The 15,695-nt window shown below is 72.1% G+C and carries 17 protein-coding genes; 13 read left to right on the forward strand and 4 right to left on the reverse strand.

All coding sequences use genetic code 11. The features are described from left to right. Positions 1-93: 93 nt before the first annotated feature. From ABTY98_RS15900 to ABTY98_RS15920, 5 genes are all read left to right on the forward strand, one after another. A complete protein-coding gene (locus tag ABTY98_RS15900; RefSeq protein ID WP_352221489.1) occupies positions 94-1,437 on the forward strand; it encodes a helix-turn-helix domain-containing protein in 1,344 nt (447 codons plus the stop codon). A 91-nt stretch (positions 1,438-1,528) separates the two neighbouring features. Continuing rightward, positions 1,529-1,771, forward strand: a complete 243-nt coding sequence (locus ABTY98_RS15905) for a hypothetical protein (RefSeq protein ID WP_352221490.1) — start codon at positions 1,529-1,531, stop codon at positions 1,769-1,771. A gap of 14 nt (positions 1,772-1,785) precedes the next feature. Continuing rightward, a complete protein-coding gene (locus ABTY98_RS15910) occupies positions 1,786-2,022 on the forward strand; it encodes an amidohydrolase family protein (RefSeq protein WP_352221491.1) in 237 nt (78 codons plus the stop codon). A gap of 108 nt (positions 2,023-2,130) precedes the next feature. Further along, complete coding sequence (locus tag ABTY98_RS15915; protein WP_352221492.1) at positions 2,131-3,135, forward strand: permease; 1,005 nt, start codon at positions 2,131-2,133, stop codon at positions 3,133-3,135. Then, positions 3,132-3,836, forward strand: a complete 705-nt coding sequence (locus ABTY98_RS15920) for a TIGR03943 family putative permease subunit (protein ID WP_352221590.1) — start codon at positions 3,132-3,134, stop codon at positions 3,834-3,836. Before ABTY98_RS15915 ends, ABTY98_RS15920 begins: the two co-directional genes overlap by 4 nt. Before the next feature lie 93 nt (positions 3,837-3,929). On the opposite strand, the gene ABTY98_RS15925 is transcribed toward ABTY98_RS15920, so the two are convergent. Continuing rightward, complete coding sequence (locus ABTY98_RS15925) at positions 3,930-4,700, reverse strand: hypothetical protein (RefSeq protein WP_352221493.1); 771 nt, start codon at positions 4,698-4,700, stop codon at positions 3,930-3,932. A gap of 309 nt (positions 4,701-5,009) precedes the next feature. On the opposite strand from ABTY98_RS15925, the gene ABTY98_RS15930 reads away from it, so the two are divergent. Next, positions 5,010-5,327 (forward strand): hypothetical protein, encoded by a 318-nt coding sequence (locus ABTY98_RS15930; protein WP_352221494.1) that lies wholly within the window; start codon positions 5,010-5,012, stop codon positions 5,325-5,327. A 303-nt stretch (positions 5,328-5,630) separates the two neighbouring features. Further along, positions 5,631-6,848, forward strand: a complete 1,218-nt coding sequence (gene thrS, locus ABTY98_RS15935) for a threonine--tRNA ligase (RefSeq protein WP_352221495.1) — start codon at positions 5,631-5,633, stop codon at positions 6,846-6,848. A gap of 23 nt (positions 6,849-6,871) precedes the next feature. On the opposite strand, the gene ABTY98_RS15940 is transcribed toward thrS, so the two are convergent. After that, positions 6,872-7,444, reverse strand: coding sequence for a TetR/AcrR family transcriptional regulator (locus tag ABTY98_RS15940; RefSeq protein WP_352221496.1), 573 nt, complete (start codon positions 7,442-7,444; stop codon positions 6,872-6,874). Positions 7,445-7,539: 95 nt separating this feature from the next. Between ABTY98_RS15940 and ABTY98_RS15945 the strand changes: the two genes are divergently transcribed. Next, positions 7,540-8,427, forward strand: coding sequence for an SDR family oxidoreductase (locus ABTY98_RS15945; protein ID WP_352221497.1), 888 nt, complete (start codon positions 7,540-7,542; stop codon positions 8,425-8,427). Positions 8,428-8,717: 290 nt separating this feature from the next. Here the strand turns inward: ABTY98_RS15945 and ABTY98_RS15950 are convergent, their stop codons facing one another. Further along, positions 8,718-9,656 carry an LAETG motif-containing sortase-dependent surface protein gene (locus ABTY98_RS15950; protein WP_352221498.1) on the reverse strand — a complete coding sequence of 313 codons (939 nt, stop codon included), beginning with the start codon at positions 9,654-9,656 and terminating at the stop codon, positions 8,718-8,720. Positions 9,657-9,936: 280 nt separating this feature from the next. On the opposite strand from ABTY98_RS15950, the gene ABTY98_RS15955 reads away from it, so the two are divergent. Next, entirely contained in the window at positions 9,937-11,583 is a 1,647-nt protein-coding gene (locus tag ABTY98_RS15955; protein WP_352221499.1) for a glycoside hydrolase family 13 protein, read from the forward strand. A gap of 4 nt (positions 11,584-11,587) precedes the next feature. On the opposite strand, the gene ABTY98_RS15960 is transcribed toward ABTY98_RS15955, so the two are convergent. Continuing rightward, entirely contained in the window at positions 11,588-12,358 is a 771-nt protein-coding gene (locus tag ABTY98_RS15960) for a DUF4142 domain-containing protein (protein WP_352221500.1), read from the reverse strand. Between the two features lie 250 nt (positions 12,359-12,608). Here ABTY98_RS15960 and ABTY98_RS15965 point away from each other — a divergent pair, with 250 nt between their 5' ends. From ABTY98_RS15965 to ABTY98_RS15980, 4 genes are all read left to right on the forward strand, one after another. Next, on the forward strand, positions 12,609-13,325 hold the full coding sequence (locus tag ABTY98_RS15965; RefSeq protein ID WP_352221501.1) for a DUF6445 family protein: 717 nt from the start codon (positions 12,609-12,611) through the stop codon (positions 13,323-13,325). 138 nt (positions 13,326-13,463) lie between these two features. Continuing rightward, entirely contained in the window at positions 13,464-14,210 is a 747-nt protein-coding gene (locus tag ABTY98_RS15970) for a DUF4232 domain-containing protein (protein WP_352221502.1), read from the forward strand. An 83-nt stretch (positions 14,211-14,293) separates the two neighbouring features. Continuing rightward, on the forward strand, positions 14,294-14,719 hold the full coding sequence (locus ABTY98_RS15975; RefSeq protein WP_352221503.1) for a DUF7144 family membrane protein: 426 nt from the start codon (positions 14,294-14,296) through the stop codon (positions 14,717-14,719). Between the two features lie 291 nt (positions 14,720-15,010). After that, positions 15,011-15,685, forward strand: a complete 675-nt coding sequence (locus tag ABTY98_RS15980; protein ID WP_502994234.1) for a hypothetical protein — start codon at positions 15,011-15,013, stop codon at positions 15,683-15,685. The last annotated feature ends 10 nt before the right edge of the window (positions 15,686-15,695 follow it).

Here is a 15,695-nt window from a genome sequence, read left to right on the forward strand (position 1 = left end):
CGGCGTGTTAAGCATGTTTAATACGCGGTTTAACCTAGGGGCTGACGGAGCTCAACGGCAAGGGGCCCAGGGGGAGTTGGGGGGAGTGACAGAATGCAGGAACGGGACGATCCGGAAACCATCGGGCGGCGGGTGCAGCAGCTGCGCACCGAACGGGGGCTGACCCAGAGACAGTTGGCCGAACCGGCCTACTCACCGGCCTACATCTCCACGCTGGAGGCGGGGCGGGTGCGGGCCTCCGACGAGGCGCTGCGGCACATCGCCGGGCGGCTGGGCGTCGGCTACGACGAACTGGCCAGCGGGCGCCCCGCCCACCTCGCCACCGACCTCAGGCTGCGGCTCACCGAGGCACAGCGCACCCTGGCCACGGGCGAGGCCGAGGAGGCCGCCGCCCAGTACGCCGTGCTGTTCGAGGAGGCGGAGGCGCACGGGCTCGCGGTCGAGCAGGCCACCGCGCTGCTCGGGATGGGCGAATGTGCCCTGGACACCGGTGAGCTGGGGCAGGCGAGGGAGTTCTTCGAGCGGGCCGAGCTGTGGATGGCGGACGAGCCGCTGCCGTTGCGCGTCCCGGCGATCCGCGGCCGGGCCGTCAGCCACTACCTGGCCGGTGAACTCCGTTATGCCGTCTACCTGCTGGAGACCACGCTCGACGAACTGAACCGGGGCGGGCTGCACGACCCGGACGCGCTTCTGCTGCTGTACGCCTCCGCCATCGGCCCGTACATGGACATGGGCGCCCATGCCCGCGCCGCCCAGGCCGCCGAACTCGCCCTCGCCCTCGCCCCGCAGGCCGGCGACCCCGCGCTGATCGCCCGGATGCACCGCTCCGTCGCCCGTACCCTGCTCGCCGAGGGCCGGGTTGCCGAGGCCGACGCCTCCCTGGCCAAGGCCGCCGAGCTGTACCGCCAGCTCCAGCTCCGCACCGAACTCGCCAACTGCCACTGGATGCGCGGCTACGTCTACGCCCAGAACGGCGAACTGGAGTACGCGGAGAGGGAGTTGCGGGAGGCCCTGGCGATGCTGTCGGAGACCCGGGCGGCCCTGTACCGCAGCCAGGCGGCCGTCGAGCTGGCCGACGTACTGCACCGCCGGGACAAGTCCGACGAGGCCGCCGCGCTGCTGCACGACGTACTGGGCGACTTCTCCTCCGAGCGCGGCGCGGTCCACGCGGCCGCCGCGCACCGTCTGCTCGGCATCATCGCCGAGGACGCCCGGGAGACGGAGGCGGCCGAGGAGCACTACGTCCGCGCTCTGAGCCTGCTGGAGCGGGCGGGCGCGGCCGGCGACCTGGCCGACCTGTGCCGGCTGCTGGGGGACCTGCTGCGCCGCACCGGCCGGGTGGAGGCGGCCCTGGACGCGTACCGCACCGGCCTCGGCCACCGTACGGCCCCCGGCACCACGACCCTGGGCCCGGCTCCGGCACAGCCGCCGCTGTAGGGCCTACGGCGACCGCGCGGTCCGCACCCTCCTCGACGTCTACGAACGCGTCCAGGACAACGTCCCCGGCCTGCCCGCCGGCTCCCTGGTCATGGAGCACGGCGGCCTCGCCGGCCCCGAGCAGCGCGCCCGCGCCGTCGCCCTCGGCATCCCCGTCACCATCCAGCAGCCGCTGCTGCACGACACCGCCGAGGTGGAGGAGGGCTTCTGGGGCCCGGAACGTGTCGCCCGCCTCCTCCCGGCCTGCGGCTGGGTCGACCTGGGCGCCCAGGTCAGCGCGGGCTCCGACCTCCGGTCGGCCGGTTCGGCGCGATGCGCTCGGTGTGGGGCCTGACGACGAGGCAGACGGTGATCGGCGTGAAGGGCCCCGAGCACGCGATCTCGTACGACGAGGCCGCCCTCCTGCACACCGTCAACGCGGCCCGCCTGACCGGAGAGGAACACCTGCGCGGCACACTGACACCGGGGCGGCCGGCGGACTTCACGGTCTGGGACCGGGATCCCGCCAAGGCACTCGGCGAAGAACTGCGGGACCTGAACCCGACGCACACGGTCATCGGCGGTCAGGTGGTAGCGCCCCGATAGGGGCGCGGGGAACTGCGCGACCAGCCCCCACCCGCCCGCAGCCGACACACAGGCTTCTCTCTGTCAACTGACCCCCACCCCACAGACACCCTCGGTAGCGTCCGGGGGGTGCACAACGAACGGACGGCAACCGACGCCCTGCGCCTCCTCATCCGCGCCCTCGTCTACGCCGTCCTGGGCGGCACCGCCCTTCTGGCCATAGCAACCGTCGTCTCCGTCCTGGGCCCCACCCTCGCCCTCGACCTCTACACCCCGCCGGTCGCCGCCTGGTGGACGGTGTTCACGGCGGTAGCCGTGCAGGGCGTCCCCTTCCTCCTCCTCGGCACCGTCGTCTCCGCGGCGATCGGCGCCTTCGTCCCGGAGCGTGTCTTCACCCGCCTCCTCCCCCGCAACCAGGCCCTCGCCGTTCCCGTGGCGGGGGCCGCGGGCGTGATACTGCCGGGCTGCGAGTGCGCGTCCGTCCCCGTCGCCGGCAGCCTGATGCGCCGCGGGGTCGCCCCGGCCGCGGCCCTCGCCTTCCTCCTGTCCGCGCCCGCGATCAACCCGGTGGTGCTGGTGGCGACCTCGATCGCGTTCCCCGGCCGGCCGAAGATGGTCCTGGCCCGGCTGCTCGCCTCCCTCGGCACGGCGCTGGTGATGGGCTGGCTGTGGGCGCGGTTCGGCCGCGACGAATGGCTGCGGCCACCCCGCCGTACCGGGGAGTCCCACGCCACCGGCCCCCGCGCCTTCGTCACCGGCCTCCAGCACGACTTCCTGCACGCCGGCGGCTTCCTGGTGCTGGGCGCGGCGGCCGCGGCGACCTTCAACATCGCCGTACCCAGATCGGTCCTGGACGTCTTCACGGGCTCCGCGTGGACGGCCGTTCCCCTGCTCGCCCTGCTCGCCGTCGTGCTGTGCGTGTGCAGCGAGGCCGACGCCTTCGTGGCCGCCTCCCTCGGCGCCTTCCCGGCCACGGCGAGGCTGGCGTTCATGGTGGTGGGCCCGATGGTCGACCTGAAGCTGATCGCCCTCCAGGCCGGCACCTTCGGGCGCGGCTTCGCGCTCCGCTTCTCCTCCGCGACCTGGCTGGTGGCGCTGTCATCGTCCGTCCTGGTGGGCTGGTGGCTGCTGTGAGGCGTTACGGCGGACCGGTCCTGCTCTGCCTGGTCGGCGCGGCGGCCCTGCGGATCACCCTCTTCAGTGACCTGTACCTGCGGTACGTCCAGGTGTCCCTGCGCCCGTACCTGATCACCTCCGGGACCGTCCTGATCCTGCTGGGCATCACGACGGCGGTACTGAGGAGCCGTACGGTGCACGAAGACGGCCATCACCACCACAACCACGGCCCCCGGATCGCCTGGCTGCTCACCCTCCCCGCCCTGGCCCTGCTCCTGTTCCCGCCGCCCGCGCTCGGTTCGTACAGCGCCGGGCGCGAGGCGGCGCAACGGGCGGCACAGGGGGCCGGGGCCTTCCCGGCGCTGCCCGCCGGGAACCCCGTGCCGCTGACGCTCGCCGAGTTCAGCTCCCGGGCGATCTACGACAGCGGGCGCTCGCTGAAGGGCCGTACGGTCCGCATGACGGGCTTCGTCACCCACGGCTCCGACGGCACCTGGTACCTGACCCGGCTCATGGTCACCTGCTGCGCCGCCGACGCCACCACCAGCAAGGTGGAGATCAGGGGCGAGGACGCGCCGGTCACCGACACCTGGGTCACCGTCACCGGCACCTGGCACCCGAAGGGCAAGCTGGGCTCGGACGCGGCGTGGCCGCCGGTGCTTGACGCTAAGTCGACGCGCACGGTGAAGCAGCCGTCGGATCCCTACGAGAAGCCGTAGCCCGTTCGGATCACGCGGTTGGGTCGTGCCCCCCATGACGGACGGCGGTTACGTCGACGCGATCCTCCCCTGCCCTTCGGGCTCTCGCAGGCCCTAGGCCTGCGCGTGCCCCTGTTCCCGTACGTGGGCCAGCCGTTGGACGCCGATGTCGAGGGCCTGCCGGGTGGCGTCCGGCGGGAGGGTGCCGAGGGCGCCGGCGGTGAGGACGATCGCGTCGTCGCCGACCCGGACGACGACGATGTCGACGGTGAGGGTGGTGGGGTCGTCGTCCGGGGAGGACTTCGCGGTGAGGGCGACCCGCAACCCCTGCCGTGCGTCGCCGAGGTCCGTCAGCCCGGAGTCTGCGACCTGGACGGTCTCGGTCCCGGCCGCGGTCGTCTGCGCCGAGAACTGCCCGCAGGTGCCGGGCAGCGCCCGCAGCCAGGCCAGGGTCCGGTTCACGTCGGCGGCGCGGCTCGCGTAGACCTGGTAGCGGAGTTGGGCGTTGTCGTCGCCGTCGTCGAGAGTGGTGACGGCCTGCGGGCCGGCCGGTTGGAGCAGTTCGTCGGTGTAGAGGGCCTCGAGCAGGCGCTGGCAGTCGGGTTGCCCGGTGACGGCCTTGAGCAGGCCATCGTGCCAGGTGGCGGTGCCGCTGCTCGCCGTCCACGGCACTCCCAGGTCGGCCTCGCCGATCAGCGCGGACTGGGCCTGCTCGGGGGTGAGCGCCGGGGTGCCGGGCGAGGCGGCCGGGCTGGCGGGGGCGGCGCGCTCGGCGGCGGCCGCCGGGGAGGCTTCGGGAGCGGACGCTCCCGGCGGACGCCCGGCCGCACATGCGGAGACGGCGAGCAGGCCGACCACGGCAAGACCGGAGACGGTGACTCTCATGGCGGGGCCTCCCGGGGACAGGAGCGGTGGGACGCGTGAGATCACGCCATCACCAATGACGCCGACGTACCACTGCGCCGGTCCGTCCGGGTGAGGGCCCACCCGGTTCGCCCTGGTGGACGGCGGAGCCCCCCCCGTACGCGCCCGCGTGACGCCGACACACCAGGCGTCGGTTCCCGGTTCAACGCATTTTGGTTACATGAGGTGCCTTTGACGGCGAGTCGGACGTAATGGGGCATTTAGGGCGTGAACATGCATGGGTCCGACCCGGGCAGGCGCATTGGGCGCCTGCCGTGAAAGGAGCACGGAATGCGGGTTTCCCGTTTTGCCGCCGCGCTGGGTGTCGCGGCCGCCGTCCTGGTGGGCGGCGCCACCGGCGCCAGCGCCGCCGCCGCGCCTTCGGCGGTATCTCATGCCACGCACGACCGTGGTCACCACCGCGGTGACGACCACAGACCCGGCGACCGCGACGGCCGCGGGGGTCACGGCCGCGACGACCGTGACGGCCGCTGGGGTCACGGCCGCGACGACCGTGACGGCCGTTGGGGTCACGGCCGCGACGACCGTGACGGCCGTTGGGGTCACGACCGCGACGACCATGACGGCCGCTGGGGTCACGGCCGCTAGGACCACCGCTGACCGTCCTTGGGGTGCTCTTCCGCTGTTGGGGAGGGCACCCCTTCTCGACGAGTTCGATCCGAGCTTGCTCCGATGCTGTGGGCGTCTGGTGCTGGAAATCCCTTCGCCGGCCGTCCGGTCGTGTTGTTACCGTCGACGGCATGAAGCGCGCCCTGCCGTGTCCGTCCCGCACGACGACGCCGGAGATCGTCCCGGCGCGCTGACATCTGACCTGTCCGAAGCCCCGGGGTGAATGCCCCGGGGCTTTGTCGTGTCGCGGGTCGTTCGCCTCTCTGACGGAGGAGATCCGCCATGCACGACCACCGCCGACTCGGCCGTGAACTCGCCCTGTTCGACACCGATCCGATGATGGGGGCGGGTCTGCCCTACTGGCTGCCTGACGGGGCGGTCGTACGGCACACCCTGGAGGAGTACGTCCGGGACGTGGAACGCCGGGCCGGGTACCGGCATGTGTACTCGCCCGTTCTCGGCAAACGGGAGCTGTACGAGATCTCCGGGCACTGGGCGCACTACCGCGAGGACATGTACCCGGCCATGCGGGTGGGGGCGGAGGAGGTCGTGCTGCGGCCGAGTCTGTGTCCGCATCACGCGCTGATCTATCGGTCCCGTGCGCGTAGTTACCGGGAACTGCCGTTGCGGATCGCCGAGTTGGGGGCCATGCACCGGGCCGAGATGTCCGGTGTCCTCGGCGGGCTCACCCGGGTGCGGGCCATCCAGCTCAACGACGCGCACATCTTCTGCACCCTGGACCAGGCCGTCGAAGAGGCGCGTGCCGCATTGGAGTTGATCGGGCGCGCCTACGCCGATCTCGGGATCAGCGCCGTACGGCATCGGCTGTCGCTGCCCGGTGAGGGCGGAAAGTACGTCGCCGACCCGGAGTTGTGGCGGCGGGCCACCGTGTTGCTGCGGGAGGTGCTGGACGGGGCGGGCGTGGCGTACGAGGAGGCAGAGGGGGAGGCCGCGTTCTACGGGCCGAAGATCGACGTACAGATCGCGGACCCGGTGGGACGGGAGTCGACCCTGTCGACCGTGCAGATCGACTTCCACCAGCCGGAGCGGTTCGATCTACGGTACGTCGGGGCGGACGGCGGCAGGCACCGGCCGGTGATGGTGCACCGGAGTGTGATCGGGAGTGTGGAGCGGGTCGTCGCGCATCTCCTTGAGGCGCACGGCGGGGCCTTCCCGGCCTGGCTGGCGCCGGTGCAACTCCTTGTCCTGCCGGTCGCCGAGGCGCAGCTGGCGCGGGCGGAGGCGCTGGCCGCGGCGGCGGTCGCGGGCGGGCTGCGGGCCGAGGTCGCCGGTCCCGGGCAGGGGAGCCTGGGGGCGCGGGTGCGCGACGGCAGGCTGGTGCCGTACCAGGCGGTGATCGGCGAGCGGGAGGCCGCGGCGGGGCTGGCGGCCGTACGGCTGCGGGACGGCCGGCGAGTGGGTGCGTTGCCGGTGGCGGAGCTGGTGCGGCGGATCGAGGAGCGGGTGGCGGGGCGGGGGGCCGGCCTCTGGGACGAGTGAGGGGACGAGTGACGGGGCCGCCGTCAGGTGAGGGCGGCCGCTGCCTTGCGGAGTTCGGTGAGGGAGTCGCGGGCCAGGGTGGGGAAGGGGCGGTCGTTCTCCGGGACGATCCACCGGGCGAAGGCCATGGAGAACGCGCGCATGCCCAGGTCGGCGGCGAGGCCCGCGGCCGGGTCGGGGACCCCGCGCCGGCGGAGGGCGTCGGTCAGGGTCGCCGCCAGGTTGAGCTCCTTGAAGGCCAGGCGCTCCCGCAGCTCGCTGTGGCCGGCGATGACCGCGCTGAGGCGGGGGCCGAACTCGCGCTGCTCGGGGGTGAAGGACGCGGTCAGGGCGTCCAGGGCCGCGGCGACCGCCTCCAGGGGGGTCGCGGGGGCCGGTGCGGCCTCGACGCCCTCCGTGAGGAGGCGGCCGTGCACCTCCTGCCCCGCGAACAGCACCTCGCGCTTGTCCGGGAAGTGCCGGAAGAAGGTCGTCTTGGTCAGTCCGGCCCGCTCGGCGATCTGGGCGACGGTGGTGCTGTCGTAGCCCTGCTCGCCGAACAGGTCGATTGCGGCCTGCACGAGTCGCTGTCGCGCGTTCGGTTCCCATCGAGCCATGGGGACAGCTTAAGTGATGTGACTCGGTACCGTCACGGTGCTACGGTGACGGTACCGAGTCACATCACCTTCTTCTCGTTCTCGGGAGAGCTGTCATGCGTGTCTTCGTCACCGGCGCCAGCGGTCACATCGCCTCCGCCGTCATCCCCGAACTGCTCCGGGCCGGACATGAGGTCGTCGGCCTCGCCCGGTCCGACAACTCGGCCGCCACCGTGACGGCACTGGGCGCCGAGGTGCGCCGCGGTGACCTCACGGACCTGGACGGACTGCGGGCGGCCGCCCGCGACGCCGACGCCGTCGTCCATCTCGCCTTCGACCACGCCGCCATGGCCGCCGGGGACATGCCCGGCGCCGCGGCCACCGACCTGGAGGTGACGCGGGCGTTCGGCGAGGTGCTCGCCGGCACCGGCAAGGCCCTCGTGGGCATCGGCATGGGGTTGGAGGGCAACGAACACATCGAAGAGACGGTCAACGCCAATCCCCGGTCCGCCACGCGGCGGCTGCTCGGTGAACTAACCGACCAGGGCGTGCGTACCGTGGTCGTCGGGATCCCGCCGGTCGTGCACAGCACGCGGGACCGGAGCGGGTTCCTGCCGATGCTGATCCGTATCGCCCGGACCACGGGCGTCTCCGGCTACCCCGGCGACGGCGGGAACCGGTGGCCCGCCGTGCACACGCTGGACCTCGCCCGGCTCTACCGGCTGGCGCTGGAGAAGGCACCGGCGGGAGCGCAGCTGCACGCGGCGGCCGAAGAGGGCGTCGCGGTGCGGGAGATCGCCGAGGTGATCGGGGGCCGGCTGGGGCTGCCGGTCGAGAGCGTTCCGGCTGATCGGCTCGCCGAGCACTTCGGGTTCTTCGGCGCGTTCGTGTCGATGGATGTGCCGGTGAGCAGTGCGCGGACACGGGAGTTGCTGGGGTGGGAGCCGGTTGAGGCGGGGCTGATCGCCGATCTTGAGGAGGGGCACTACTTCAAGAACGAGTGATTCGGGGGGCGAGAACCGGTGGAGCGGTGCGGCGCCGTTGTGGCTGGTCGCGCCCACGCGGCGGAGCCGCACGTCGATACAGCCCCGCGCCCCTCGGGTTGGCTGTCGTGCCGCTTGTCGGGGCGGCTCCCGGCGTCCCTGAGGCCGGCTGCTGTGCCCTTCGCTGGAGTGTTCGGGTCGGCGCACAGGGCAACCGCAGAGCGAAGGCAACCGACTGAGCCGCATCCGTGCACGTACGCCGCAGCCGTCCAAGGCGGCTGGGGCGTACATCTGTGCGGGGCCTCGGGTTGTCAGGCGCGGTTCGTCTTCCGGCGCCGCGTGGCGACGACGATCGCCGCGCCGCCGGCCAGCAGTACGGCCGCTCCGCCGGCGATGAGCGGGGTGCTGGAGTCGGCGCCGGTGTGGGCGAGGTCACCGCCACCGCCGGAGTTCGTGCTCGGGGCCGGCGCGGGTGCCGTCGTCGACTCGGAGGCGGAGGCCGACGGGCTGCCCGTGCCGGTCGACTCGCTCTCCGACGGCGACGGGGTCTTCGCGGCCGGCGGGGTGGTCTCCTCGGCCGGGGTCGACTCCGAGGCGGAGGGAGACGGGGAAGGGGAGGAGGACTCGCCGGTCGCGCAGTCCTTCGTACCGCCGTTCCAGGATGCGATCAGCTTGTCCTTGATGACCGCGTGGTCCGGGCCGGCCGGCAGGTCACCGTGCTCGAAGCCGTCGTTCGCGTCCGCCTTGCCGTCGAACCTGACCGCGCCCCGGTAGAGGTCGATCTGCGCGAAGCAGCCGGCGTCCGGGACCGCGATGTCCAGGGAGTCGGTCTGGCCCTGCTTGACGGTCACCGAGTCGAAGTCGACGAAGACCTGTTGGCCCGAGGTGGCGAAGGTGGCGCCGTGGGCGAGGTAGGAGGCGAGCGAGGCGGTGCAGCCGGTGGCGTCGGCGGCGGCGCGGACCTTGATGTGGACCTTGCCGTCGTCGGTGACCTTCAGGTTCTGGTCGTCGACCTTCACCGAGTCGAAGAAGTTCGAGCCGTCGAGCGAGAACTGGCACTTGTCGGTGCCGGTCTCCGTACCGGCTCCGGTGCCGGGGCTGTAGTGGCCGCCGGACTTCCAGCCGTCACCGCCCGGGCTGCCGTGCGCGAAGGCGCCGGACGCCCCGGCGACGGAGGCGGCACACAGGGCGAATGACGCGAGGCCCGTCCCCAGCAGGCGGCGCGCGGTGACATGACTGGTTGTGGACATGGATATCCCATCGTGGATGTCGCGAGGCGAGCAGCGGAGGCTGCGGAGGCTGCGGAAAAGCGAAGAACACCGGGCCCATTGGTCACATGCGCCACAGTGTGCGCCCATGGTCGTGTGACCCGCCGAAGCCTGTCAACCTGCCCTGAATCAAGGAAGGTTCGGGGCTCATCACAACTCCCTCACACAGGGAATGATCCGCTCCGGCCGGTGTGAAGGTTCGCTTTCTCTGCAATCTGGACAGGCTTGTTCTCGGTTTCCCTCCCGAGCGAAAGGAACGCGCGTGGTCGACCTCTCCTCCCGGGACCCCGACTGGTGGCGCCAGGCCGTGATCTACCAGGTGTATCCGCGCAGCTTCGCCGACGCGGACGGCGACGGGCTCGGTGACATCCGGGGCGTCACCGAACGGCTGTCCCATCTGGGCACGCTCGGCGTGGACGCCCTGTGGCTCAGCCCGTTCTACCCGTCCGAACTCGCCGACGGCGGCTACGACGTCGCCGACTACCGGGACGTCGACCCGCGCCTGGGCACCCTGGACGACTTCGACGCGATGGTCGCCGAGGCGCACCGGCTGGGCCTGAAGGTGATCGTCGACATCGTCCCCAACCACACCTCGCATCTGCACCCCTGGTTCCAGGAGGCCCTGCTGGCGGGCCCCGGTTCGGCGGCCCGCGACCGCTATGTCTTCCGGGCGGGCCGCGGCGAGCACGGCGAACTCCCGCCCTCCGACTGGCAGTCGGTGTTCGGCGGCAGCGCCTGGCACCGGGTCCCGGACGGCGAGTGGTACCTGCATCTCTTCGCCCCCGAGCAGCCCGACCTGAACTGGGCCCACGAGGAGGTCCGCGCCGACTTCCGCACCACCCTGCGCTTCTGGTCCGACCGGGGTGTCGACGGCTTCCGTGTCGACGTGGCACACGCCCTGGTGAAGGATCTCACCGAGCCGCTGCGGGACGTGGCGGAGTTCGGCCCGACCGGCGAGGAGGCGCTGGAGCGGGTACCGCCCGGCACGCATCCCTACTGGGACCGCGACGAGGTGCACGAGATCTTCCGGGACTGGCGCAAGATCTTCGACGCCTACAGCCCGCCGCGCACGGCCGTCGCCGAGGCCTGGGTGCCCGGCGCCCGCCGCGCCCTGTACGCCCGCCCGGACGAACTCGGCCAGGCCTTCAACTTCGAGTACCTCCAGACCCCTTGGGACGCGGACGCCCTCCGTGAGGTCATCACCGGCTCGCTCGCCACCGCCCGCGCGGCCGGCGCCTCCGCCACCTGGGTGCTCTCCAACCACGACGTCATACGGCACGCCTCCCGGCTGATGCTGCCGCCGGGCACGGACGAGAACGCCTGGCTGCTGTCCGGCGGCCGGGCGCCGGAGATCGATGCTTCGCATGGCCTCCGCCGGGCCCGCGCCGCCACCCTGCTGATGCTGGCGCTGCCTGGATCGTCGTATGTCTACCAGGGTGAGGAACTCGGCCTGCCCGAGGCCGCCGACCTGCCCGCGGCCGTCCTCCAGGACCCGATCTGGGAACAGACGGGCCATACCCGCAAGGGCCGCGACGGCTGCCGGGTGCCGCTGCCGTGGACGGCGAGCGGAACGTCGTACGGCTTCGGGGCCGGCGGTGCCTGGTTGTCGCAGCCGCAGTCGTTCGCGTCGTACGCCGTCGAGACGCAGGCCGGTACGGCGGGTTCCACCCTGGAGCTCTACCGCACCGCGCTGCGGCTGCGCCGCAAGCTGCTCGAGGGCGAGACGCTGACCTGGGCCGAGGCGCCCGAGGGGGTGCTGCACTTCGCCCGGTCGGCAGGCTGGCGGTGCGTCACGAACGTGTCGGACGCACCGGTGCCGCTGCCGCCGGGCGAAGTGCTGCTGGCCAGCGTGCCGCTGCCGCTGGACGGCACGCTGCCGCCCGACACCACGGTGTGGCTGGGCGCCTGACGACTCAGCCGACGGTGGGGCTCGGGGTCACCCCGGTCCCCGTGCCGGTCCCGGTTCCCGTGCCGGTCCCCGTCCCGCTGCCGTTCTCGCCCGGCAGCAACGGCGGCTGGGTGGTGCTGTTGACCGGCGGGGTGAGGACGACCTCCGGCTGGCCCGCGACCGGGGGCGGCGGGGTCAGGTCGGTGGCGGGCAGCTTCGGCGGGGTCGTCTCCTGGAAGAGGACCGACGGGAAGTCGACCAGGCCGGTCTGCTCCATCACCGTGATGTGGTCGAGGACCGTGGCGTTGGCCTGATCGGCCAGGATCCGCACCAGGGTGTTCTGGGTCGTGGAGCGGATCTTGGCGATCGTGTTGAAGATCGAACCGTGCGTGATCCGCAGGATGTTGGCGAAGTCCGTGTCGAACTTCTTGCCGCTGTCCGCGGTCAGGGTGTTGACGAACCCCTGCTGCTGCGGAGAGGGCAGGTTCGGGATGGTGATGTTCAGCATGGGCGCGATCTTGCGGCAGCTGGCGTCCAGCGCCGCGTGACCGTCGATCAGGTGCTTGCTCGCGGTGATGACCGCCTGGCTCTGGCCCTTCTTCAGGCCGAGCTGGCCGACGGGGTACTCCCACAGCCCGGCCGCGCGCACCTTCACCACGAAGTCACGGTCGCCCTCCGTCAGGGGCCCCCACTGGGTGTTGGCGATCACTCGGGTGGTGTCGCTGGACACGGTGTTCACGCCCAGCATGCTCGGGTAGGCCAGTGCCGCGAGGGTCAGGCTGAGGGCTCCGCCCACAAAGAGAGTTCCCGTCGCGTTCCGCGAAAAGCGCACCGGTGCCTCCTGCCGGTCAGGGGTCCCGCGCAGGGGCGGGGTCGGACGCCGGTGAATACGGATGGAGGAGGCACCAGAAACCTTTTGGTTTGGCAAAGAACTTGTGAGGTCCTGCTCTGCCGGATGCGTCGACTTCCCATGTCTTGCCCACGGGAAGGTGATGACTTTCCCTAGTAGGTGTGGCCATGACAAAGTCGCGGGCTAGCTTAGCCGTATGCCCCCACAGCCACCATCCCCGCGCGTTCCCCGCGGCGCCGCTCCCGGCCGGGGTCCCGCCGCGCTGCCCGTACTGCCCTACCGCAAGCCCGCCAAGGGGCGCGACTACTGGGTGTTCGACGACGTCCTGCCGGACGTGGACGCCGTACGGGAGCGCTGCCTGGCCAAGGACGACTGGGTCCAGGGATACCCGTACACCTCGGAGACCTGGCCCGGACTGCGCACCATGCCCGGCCTCGAAGCCGCCGAACTCGCCGTGGTGGAAGGCCTGGTGAAGCAGGCGACCGGCGCCGGGAAACTGTGGGTGCAGCAGGCGCCCGGCGGCGGCACACTCAACCACAACTGTGTCCAGGTCGTCGGCGAGGGCGAGAGCGAGCCGCGCCCGCACACCGACTCACGGGCGCTGTGCCGGTACGCGGCGGTGCTGTATCTCAACCCCGGTGTCGCCAAGGACTGCGGCACCGCCTTCTACCGCCAGTGCCTGCCCGGCGGCCGGCTCGGCGGCAACAGCGTCCAGGCCCCGCACGACAACCTGGTCGAGGCGCTGGGGACGCGGTTCGTCCCGGGCGACCACTTCGAGGAGGACGTCCGCGTCCCGCACAGGTACAACCGGCTGCTCCTCTACAACGCCAACCTCGTGCACAGCGCCACCGGGTACGCCGGCAAGACGCTGGAGGAGAAGCGGATGACCGCGGTGTTCTTCTGGATGGCGTGAGCGGCCGCCTTTGTAACGGCGGCAGTGACACGAGCACGACCGGCCCGTGACGGCAGGCCCCGAACTTCCCTGCTGGGTGCCGCATCGTATGGGGTGTCCGGCAGAGAGCCGGGGAGATCACCACCGCTGGGGGACCCCATGTCGAACCGTCGCAGCAACCTCCGCAAGTCCGCCGCCGCCCTGACCGGCGCCGCCGCGCTGATGGCCCTGCTGACCGCGTGCAACGGTACCGCGGCCGGCTCGGTCAACTCCGCCGGCGGTACGGCGGCTCCGGCCGCCGGCGACTCCACGGCCAGCGACTCCACCGGCGGTTCCGGCTCGGGGAGCAGCGGGAGCACGTCGGGCTCGTCCACCTCCGGCGGCTCGTCCGCGTCCGGCAGTTCCTCCACCGGCGGTTCCACCTCGGGCGGTTCCACCTCGGGCGGTTCGTCCTCGGGCGGTTCCTCCTCCGGCGGTTCCTCGACCTCCGGCGGCTCGGTGGCCGCCTGCCAGGCCTCCGGGCTCGGCTACTCCTGGCTGGACACCGGCAGCGGCGGCGGCGACCAGAGGCACGCCGTCGTGGCGCTCACCAACAAGAGCGGCCACACCTGCACGATCTACGGCTTCCCCGGCGTCGACCTGGTCAACAGCGGTCAGCAGTGGTCGCTCCAGCGCACCGACGCCGGCCCGAAGCGGGTCACCCTGGCGAGCGGCGCGTCCGCCAACTTCACGATCACCTACCTGGCCGCCAAGCAGGGCGACTCCACCGCGTTCACGCCGACCACGGTCGTCATCACCGCGCCGAACCAGCGCACGTCGTACGACCTGCCGTGGCACGGCGGCGCCGTCGTCCTCCAGGACGGCGCGACCCACCCGGGGACGTTCGTCGGCCCGGTCGGCGAGTGACGACCGGGGTCGCGGGGTCCGGGCTCACCCGTTCGGAGTAATCCCCGTGGTGGGGGGCCGAGGGCGGCCGGATCGTCGTACCCATGACACAGCAGACGCATCCGGCACCGGCACCGACGCCGGGCAGCGGCTGGGCCACCGGCGGAGTCGTCTTCGCGGGCGTCCTCCTGCTGATGAACGGCATCTTCGCCATCCTGCAGGGCATCTCCGCGATCGCCGCCGACGACGTGTACGCCCGGGTGCACGACTACGTCTACAAGATCAGCCTCACCGGCTGGGGCTGGATCCTGGTGGTCCTGGGCGCGCTCGGTGTCATCGCGGGCGCCGCCCTCCTCAAGGGCGCCCCCGGCTGGGCCCGCGTGGTCGGTATCTTCCTGGCCGCGCTGAGCATGGTCGCCCAGTTCCTGTTCCTGCCCTACGCCCCGCTGTGGGCCCTCATCATGATCGGCATCGACTTCTTCGTGATCTGGGCGCTGGCGGTGTACAGGCCGGAGCCTGTGTCGTCGTAGGCGTAGGGCGCGCTCGCGGGGGCGGAGGGGGCGGAGGGGGCGCAGCAGGCGGACGGCGGACGGGTGGGCTCCATCCCTCTTCTTCGGAGGGGGCGCGGCTGTGACGCGGTGAGCGAATGCGACCCGGGTCACATCTTCTGGGTGTCACCTGCGGCCGCGGGTCAGCGGAGGTGGACATAATCCCCCCATGGCACCTCCCTCGGCCGCCCGGCTCCCGCACCTCCGGCACTGTCAGCACCTCCGGCGCCTCCCGAACGTTCCCCACCTCCCGCACCGGACACCGGCCGTCACGTGAACGCCGAAATCTCCGAACTCCACCGCCGTCTGCTGCCCGACCTCCTGTCGGCCGGCGCCGCGTACCCCCTGGCCCTGACCGGCGACTACGCGGCCCAGGCCCACGGCCTGATCGACCGCCCCGGCCGCACCCTGGAGGCCGCCACCCAGCACCCGGCGCCGATGCGGACGATCGCCGAGACGGTCGCGGCGGTCCTGCGCGACCACGGCTGGCAGGTGCGGATGCGCGAGACGGACCCGCTCTCCGCCCAACTCATCGTCACCGACCCCGTGTCGGAGGAGGCCGGCGAGGTCGATCTCCTCAAGGAGGTCCTCTGGCATCCGCCGGTCCGGACGGAACTCGGCCTGACCCTCTCCCTCGAAGACGTGGTCGGGATGCGGGTCTGGGCGCTGACCGACCGCGGTCTGCCCCGTGACCTGCTCGTCGTCCACGCGGCCGCGGACCGCTGGAGCCTGCCCGACCTCGAAGACCTGGGCCGCCGCCACGCCCGGGACACCTTCGACCTCACGGACCTCCAGTCCCGTCTGACGGGCACGGACTGGATGGACGACCGGGTTTTCGCCGCGTACGGCCTCGACGACCGGGCCGTCACCGAACTCCGCCTGTGGGCCCAGGCCTGGGCGGACGACATCGCGGAACGGCTGATGGAGGCCCAGCCGCCGGAGGACTGACGCCTGCCCG

This window comes from Streptomyces sp. NPDC096040, from assembly GCF_040303265.1.
In the GTDB taxonomy this organism is placed as follows: domain Bacteria; phylum Actinomycetota; class Actinomycetes; order Streptomycetales; family Streptomycetaceae; genus Streptomyces.